Below are 6,765 nucleotides of genomic sequence, written 5' to 3' on the forward strand. Positions count from 1 at the left end.
TGCAGACTCTGGTGAATCGGGATCTGTGCTCAGTGTGGTAAGAGCTGCGGGCTTTAGCAATTCATGGTTCCACTCTCGCCTTGAGGAGGTTTCTATGTTTGCTTTTCTCTCAAAGATTGCTAGAGCAATTATCCGCGTATTTACTCCTGCCAAGTCAGATCTGGTCGAGGTCGGTTACCAGCCGATCACGGATGATATCTATCGCATCGATGGCTCAGCCTGTCACGTTAGCGATTTAGAAAGTTCATCATAGACCTTTGGATCCTGACTTCTGGCATCTAAAGCCAGTACCCATGAGCATCAGGCCAGAGATTGAGTTCGCCAGATTATTGTTTATCGGCCAAATTGTTGAGCCAATTTGTTTGGATCAGTTCCAGGTTGAAAAAACTGAATACCATCTGGATGCGGTTGGTTCGCATCGTGTCGGGAGGCTTTTCTCCTTGGGTTTGAGTTCTATTGATAATGTCAGACCAGTCAAAGTCTATCAAGCTAGTGGCGGCTCCGTTTGGATGGCCGCCACTTATTGTTTGGTTGCCAGTTGTTTGCAGGTTGTTTGCGAGAATAATAAAGATGCGTAGGGTTGATGATTGAGCGCCTCTTCTCGGTCTGTATTACCTTCTCTTGTGGTTTATCCGGCTACACCGAGAGATTTGGAGCCGTTGGCGGAGGTGCTAACTCAGGTTTTCCATCCACCGCTGGGGCTGCAACGCTGGATCTACCCGATTCGCAAGCTGGGCATTCGTGAGGATTTGCGCCTAAGGCTGGGCTCAAGGGATCCCTACTATTGTTGTTTGGCCGCTTCGGTGGGATCCCGTGTGGTGGGTACTGCAGAAATCTCCTTGCGAGCCATGGCCCATGGCAAATATCCCTATCTTTCCAATTTGGCGGTTCTACCGGGTTGGCGGCGGCAGGGGGTAGCTCGTCAGCTTCTGCTGGGTGCGGAAGGAGTGGTTCAGGTGTGGGGCTACCGCAATTTGCATTTGCACGTCCTGGAAGATAACTTTCCAGCTCGACAGCTCTATGCCCAACTCCGCTATATCCCGATTGAGCGGACCTCCCGACTCTGGCGGTGGCTAGGGGTGCCGCCCCAGTTGTTGTTGTGTAAGTGGCTATCCTGATCCCATAACGTAAAGTTATGTAAACTAGGTGGAAGGCTCAGGAACGAGGTGTTCAGGTGGTAGTTAAAGGATTGCGCATGGTTTGGCGGTGGTTAAGCCTGATGTTGAGTCTTGTGGGCTTGCTTGTGGGTCTCAGTGGTGTTCAGCCTGCCTGGGCGCAGTGGGGAACCACCCCTTTGCCTCAAATCGGCTTCCCTGCACCCGAGTTCGAGTTGGCGGATCAAACGGGGCAGTTGCGTCACCTGGCAGATTTTCGGGGTGAGTGGGTAGTGCTGTACTTCTACCCGCGCGACTTCACTTCCGGCTGCACTATCGAGGCTCGCCGCTTTCAGCAGGATCTGCCCAAGTTCCGGGCGATGGGGGCGCAAATTGTGGGCGTCAGTGCCGACTCCGTGGACTCCCACGAACGGTTCTGTTCGGCAGAGGGACTCCAATTTCCATTGCTGTCGGATCCAGACGGTAAGGTTAGCGAAGCCTATGGTTCCTGGATGGGGGATGTAGCCCTGCGCAACACCTTTTTGATTGACCGAGAGGGGATCCTGCGGGAGATTGACCCCATCGTGCATCCCTCTCGTCACAGTGCTGAGGTATTGGCGCAACTGCGAGAGCTGATCAATGGCTAGCTCTCGGTTCCGAAGGTTTGGTCGAACTCATAGAGTAACTCGTCAATCTCTTCTAGGGCTTGATTGACATCCACCCGCAAGCTACCCAGGTCGGGCTTTTCTAAAAGCTTGGCCACCGTCGGTCGACGCTCCCGGATTAGTTTGATGCGGTCTTTCAAAGCGGCAATTTCAGCTGCATCCATAATCCTAGCGGGCTATCCAACCTCCACAGCTTAGCGTAGCCGATACCTTGCTCCCAAGGGTACTGTATAGACACCTGTGATGAACGGCAGATCCTCCTGAGGCAGTATCAGGAGTTGCAGACGGGCACTCGACCGGAACAGATTACCGCTCAGCAGGCGCGGGTACAGCAGCTTCAAGCCAGTCTGGCCAGCTTGGATGTGGCCCTCAGCAAGAGTGTGATTCGCGCCCCGTTTGCGGGGCGAATTGCCCTGCGTCATGTGGATGAGGGCACGGTGGTGGGATCCGGTCAGCCGGTGCTGCGCTTGGTGGAATCGGGAGCCTGGGAGGCCCGCATCGGGGTGCCCACCCATCTGCTGCCCCCCGAGGGATCCCGGCAAACTTTGGAGGTGGGATCCTAAGCCTACGAGGCGGAGGTGCTGGCCTTGTTGCCGGTGAGCAGCAGCTACGGGAGCTAGAGGAAATCGACACCCTCACCTCCACCTCCCGTCTGGGGATCTCGGTGATCGAGGTGGAGCTGAAGGACACCATCACCAATGTGGATGCCGCTTGGTCGCGGGTGCGGGACAAAGCCTCAGATGCCATCCCCAGCTTGCCCACAGCGGCCACAGAGCCAGAGGTGGAGGTGGCCACCATCTCCGCCAATGCCCTGATCGTCGGGCTGGTCTGGGATCTGCCGGGGGATCCCAACTATGGGGTGCTCAGTCGGCTGGCGGAAACCCTGCAAGAGGATCTGCGCCGGATCCCAGGGTCAAAAAGCGTGGAACGCTTCGGGGAGGCTGAAGAAGAGATCCGGGTGGAGGTGGATCCTGTGGCGGTGACACAGGTGGTGGGCCGTTCCACCCGCCATGTGGTGGCTACGACCTTGACCACATTGGTAGGGTTTATTCCACTTTTGTTGGATGCCACCGGGTTTTGGCCCCCCTTAGCCATTTGTATTGCCGGTGGCTTGGGGGGGACGACCATCCTGGCCCTCTATGCCGTGCCCAGCGCCCATCTGCTGCTGAATCATTCCGGTAAACCCAGGCATAGATAACACTAGGGCTCACCCCAACCCATAAAGAGAGTGAGCCCTAGCAGTTTGCCACCGTAGAGCCGGTCGGAGCTATCCCACCCAAAAGGGCTTAGGCTCAACGACGAACCTTATCCTTTTGGCTGACGAAGATAATGGCACCGAAGAGAGCACCCAGCACCACGGCACCAGCAACTAGGCTCCAGAGGAAGTTAGCAAGTGAGGCGGTCATAAAAGCGTTTCCTTCTCATGCGAGTCAATAACCCCAAAGGGCTCCTCGATCATATCGAGCTTTGCAACTTTAAGCCCAAGCTTTGCTGCTAATCAAGACATAATCAAGACAGTATTGCCCCAAAGGGCTCGTCGAGCATATCGAGCTTTGCAACCGTTCCGACCTTCATTGGCTTCCCTGCTGCTGGATTTTGCCAGGGATCCCTTGTCAATACTTTTGTCATGTCAATACTTTCTTTGAGCTCACGTTGAGGTCAATACTCCAGGTTCACCTCTTCCAAGGTTTGATTGCTACCCGCAAAGGGATTCTCAGGGGTTAAGAATAACAAACAGTGGCATTCCTTCCGTTCCCGCATCGGTACACAGGGACAGTTCCAGTAGCCCGCCTTGGCCTCTGCTTCTTTGTCCTCATAAAAGCGACAGGGACACAGGGGCGCTCCCAACTGTTCTTTGTGTAGGGCCAAACCCTCAATCACCGCCGTTGTAATCGAAGGATCCGAGCAAAAATAAGTATCGGAACGTTTGGCGTAGGTTTCTGCGAAATTCCGCATTACCTCAAAGGTTTTCTGCGAGGACTTATTGTGGCCACGACTTTCCATGACAATCCCTAACGGTGGAACTGAAATCCGCTGCGTATGACGATTCGTCTTCTCTCGCTCTTCGTTGTACTGCAGCCTCTTTAGGGAGACAAATGAAGGCAGCCTCGTCGTTACACAAGGCAACATTTAGAGACTTAGACAAGAGCTAGCATTGACGTACTCTTCAGAATACCGTCTATGGGATCTCAGAATACCGTCTATGGGATCCCTCCCACCTAGGGCACCACCAACACTGGGCAAGGGGAGAGGTTAATCACACGGTTGCTCACAGAGTCATCTCGCCCTTCTCCAGACAGGCTCAACCCCCGGCAACCCATAATGATCAGGTCGATCTCCAGCTCATCAGCGACATCACAAATCACGAAGGGCACTTTCCCCTCCCGATACTCGCTCTTGACGTTACTCAGCCCAATTTGGTGCAGACCTGACTCTGTTTGCTTAAGCAAAGTTTGAATGTTTTGTCGTGCCTGTTGTACCTGTTCGGGGCTGAGCTCGGCATCATCCAAAACCGAAAGCAGATACACCTGGCTTTGGTAGCGTTGCGCCATATCCGCCACCAACGGCAGGGCATGGCTGGTCTCACGCGAGTTATCAATGGGAAAGAGCAGTTTGTCGAACATAGCCTAAGGATCCCACGGTCAACCCCAATCCAAATCAATCCAGATGCAATTGAGCAAGGGCTGCTGGCCTTATTCTATCTTGCTTGCTGTGCAAGGTGCTTGACGCTCATCCCGCTAACGCTAGCTGTAAAGCAGCGGCTTCGCCAACGCGTATAGCAGGAGGTTCCCCATTCGTGGACATGTTGGGGTCGATCGGGTTGGGACTCAGTTGGCTGCTACTGGGAATAGGGCACGGTATCGGACTGGGGATTTGGATTGATTCGCCAAACCCAGGGAAGGGAGCCCTCAAGTGAGCCCAAACAGACGACGCTCCGCCTCTTCCATGCGATCTAGCAGGGTGGCAAATTTAGAGGATATCTCTTCGATTTCATGCAAAAAGGTACGCAAAGCCTGATATTTCAAAAACAGGGCTTCTTCGAGGTTATGGGTTTGAAACTGCTCATCTAAAGCATTGCCCAACTCGCTCAGGGCATTTTCGATGCCGACTTTGATCGAGCTAATGTTGCGGCGTACCAAGCGCATCACCTCTTGCTCCAACTGCGGCTTTTGTTGAGTCAGCTCGCTGGTGGCCAACACTTGCCGCAACGCGGAATAGGGATCCTCGAAATCGCTAGGCACCTCCGTCACCACCTCCGGCAGATCCGGCTGGATCAGGCGACGTTCCGATTGTTCCAGCTTTTTCAAAATGGCCATAAATGTCACGGCGGATCCCTCCACATCCCTGAGGAGGCCGCGCAGCACCTGGTGTTTCAGGGCGAGATATTGTGCCGGATCTTCATCTTGAAGCCGTTCATCGAGGGCATTGCCCAATTCACTGAGGGTGTTTTCGATGGTGGCCATGAGGGAATTGGCGCTGCGATCCAATAACTGCCGTGAGCGCTCCGGTAGCTGGTGCAGATGGATGGGCGGGGGCGTGACAAAGCGGGGGCGGCTGGCAGGAGACGGTGGGGGGGTGGGGGTAACGGGTTCTGGAGCAGCAGGGGGTGGAGCAAAAGACGCTTCAGGCCAGGCATCCGCGCTGAGATAGGGATCATTTGGGTCAAGCGGCTCGCCTCCATCCAGGTAGTCTGAAGCCCAGGGCTCAACCAAGGTGATCCGACTGGTACCAGCGGTCTCTCCATTTAGCCAATCCAGATCTCCTGATGGGGTTTCAGCCGCCAAGCCGCTGCTAGGGGAGGATTCGAGGGGCAAGTAAACGTAGAGGGGTTTCATCATTTGCAGCAAGGCATTGGCCGCTTGGCCATCCTGTTCCGGCTCCTCCAACTGCTGCACGGCCTGTTTCAGTCGCGTCTCCAGTTCTTCAGGGGAGTTGCAGGCATCGTAAAGCTCCTTGAGCAGGTCGTCGAGGTTATAACGTCGTAGAGCCGCCAACCCCTGTAGATTGGGTTCTAACTTGTGATGTAGAGCCGTAAAGGCCACCAACTTGGCCCGCAGAGGACTGGTTTGCCGCATCACCCCTGCCCTCAGTTCGAAGGGATCGTAGTCCTGCTTCTGCAGTTGCATCCCTCCATAGCCCAGCGGTAGAGTCGGTTGGGGTGCAACCCAAATGGGGGGATCCCCAGCGGCTGAGGCAGGAGTGCCAGAATCGTGAGGAGACTGCCTCTGGTAGAAGGGTTGCAGCTTGCTCAGCACCATCTTGGCGATGCGGGCATATTCTGCCTTTTTGTTGATGTGGCTAATCGCTTCCCGAAAGCGCTGTCCCAAGGACTCCAGAGTAGTGTGCTCGCGGCAAAGCTGCTCCAGTAGACTTTTTAAGTCCACTTGGTTCAACTTATGGGCATCACTTTCCCAAGTGCTGGTGCAGGTGAAATAAACGAGCTTCTTGACTCGGTCTGCATGCCCGCCCTGCTGCATTTCCTGCACGGCAAAGCTAAGGGGATCCGAGACTACCATAGTGATGAAGGCTGCCAGGCAGGAGTAAGTGTATCCACATGTATCTAATATTACACTAGTTCTTCGGAGAGCACAGGTTATTTTGCCCGGCAGGATAACATATTCTTCTGGGAACCGACCCTATTTCTCTATTTACAGTCTTCCCAGGGATCCCTTCCGTATTCAGTTTGTTGGGAGCTGATCTTCTGCCCCTATTCTGATGCAGGCCATAATGCCGCTCTTGTGATTGCTGCGCTTGGGGCAACTGTAAACTTGCCCGGTCGCCCTTTGGGCGGTGCGGAGCACTTTATTCCGAAACTTAGCTGTTCTGTGACGGGTGGGAATTGGGATAAAGCTCTCCGCTCAGCGTAGCGGCGGAGGGGAGTTTACGAAAAGCAGCGTAAAGCCCCCGGTTTCTAACCGGGGGATATAAGCGCACAGGCTGAATTTATTCAGCAACAGAAATAGTACATACAATAGTCCCCATGAAACGGGTCACCACCACACTCA

General features: G+C 54.4%; 11 protein-coding genes. 6 read left to right on the forward strand and 5 right to left on the reverse strand.

The window, feature by feature from the left end:
• The 4 genes from JX360_RS16485 to JX360_RS16500 form a co-directional block, all read left to right on the forward strand.
• Positions 1–253 (forward strand): hypothetical protein (locus JX360_RS16485; RefSeq protein WP_244353129.1); only part of this gene is annotated, 253 nt, incomplete at its 5' end.
• Positions 254–293: 40 nt separating this feature from the next.
• Complete coding sequence (locus tag JX360_RS16490; protein WP_244353130.1) at positions 294–578, forward strand: hypothetical protein; 285 nt, start codon at positions 294–296, stop codon at positions 576–578.
• Between the two features lie 9 nt (positions 579–587).
• A complete protein-coding gene (locus tag JX360_RS16495; RefSeq protein WP_244353132.1) occupies positions 588–1,118 on the forward strand; it encodes a GNAT family N-acetyltransferase in 531 nt (176 codons plus the stop codon).
• Between the two features lie 77 nt (positions 1,119–1,195).
• Positions 1,196–1,741, forward strand: coding sequence for a peroxiredoxin (locus tag JX360_RS16500; protein ID WP_244353138.1), 546 nt, complete (start codon positions 1,196–1,198; stop codon positions 1,739–1,741).
• Here the strand turns inward: JX360_RS16500 and JX360_RS16505 are convergent.
• Positions 1,738–1,923 carry a hypothetical protein gene (locus JX360_RS16505; protein WP_244353140.1) on the reverse strand — a complete coding sequence of 62 codons (186 nt, stop codon included), beginning with the start codon at positions 1,921–1,923 and terminating at the stop codon, positions 1,738–1,740. The genes JX360_RS16500 and JX360_RS16505 overlap by 4 nt on opposite strands.
• Positions 1,924–2,037: 114 nt before the next feature.
• Between JX360_RS16505 and JX360_RS16510 the strand changes: the two genes are divergently transcribed.
• Both JX360_RS16510 and JX360_RS16515 read left to right on the forward strand, forming a co-directional pair.
• Positions 2,038–2,322 carry an HlyD family secretion protein gene (locus JX360_RS16510; protein ID WP_244353142.1) on the forward strand — a complete coding sequence of 95 codons (285 nt, stop codon included), beginning with the start codon at positions 2,038–2,040 and terminating at the stop codon, positions 2,320–2,322.
• Positions 2,316–2,957: an efflux RND transporter permease subunit gene (locus JX360_RS16515; RefSeq protein ID WP_341830568.1), complete on the forward strand. Its 642-nt coding sequence runs from the start codon at positions 2,316–2,318 to the stop codon at positions 2,955–2,957. The genes JX360_RS16510 and JX360_RS16515 overlap by 7 nt, the downstream gene beginning before the upstream one ends.
• A gap of 94 nt (positions 2,958–3,051) precedes the next feature.
• On the opposite strand, the gene JX360_RS16520 is transcribed toward JX360_RS16515, so the two are convergent.
• From JX360_RS16520 to JX360_RS16535, 4 genes are all read right to left on the reverse strand, one after another.
• Entirely contained in the window at positions 3,052–3,165 is a 114-nt protein-coding gene (locus JX360_RS16520; RefSeq protein WP_244353144.1) for a photosystem II reaction center X protein, read from the reverse strand.
• A gap of 253 nt (positions 3,166–3,418) precedes the next feature.
• Positions 3,419–3,763 (reverse strand): ferredoxin-thioredoxin reductase catalytic domain-containing protein, encoded by a 345-nt coding sequence (locus JX360_RS16525; protein ID WP_244353145.1) that lies wholly within the window; start codon positions 3,761–3,763, stop codon positions 3,419–3,421.
• A gap of 215 nt (positions 3,764–3,978) precedes the next feature.
• Entirely contained in the window at positions 3,979–4,383 is a 405-nt protein-coding gene (locus tag JX360_RS16530) for a universal stress protein (RefSeq protein ID WP_244353146.1), read from the reverse strand.
• A 285-nt stretch (positions 4,384–4,668) separates the two neighbouring features.
• Positions 4,669–6,276 (reverse strand): hypothetical protein, encoded by a 1,608-nt coding sequence (locus JX360_RS16535; protein ID WP_244353147.1) that lies wholly within the window; start codon positions 6,274–6,276, stop codon positions 4,669–4,671.
• Positions 6,277–6,765 lie beyond the last annotated feature (489 nt).

This window comes from Thermostichus vulcanus str. 'Rupite', assembly GCF_022848905.1.
Taxonomy (GTDB): domain Bacteria; phylum Cyanobacteriota; class Cyanobacteriia; order Thermostichales; family Thermostichaceae; genus Thermostichus; species Thermostichus vulcanus_A.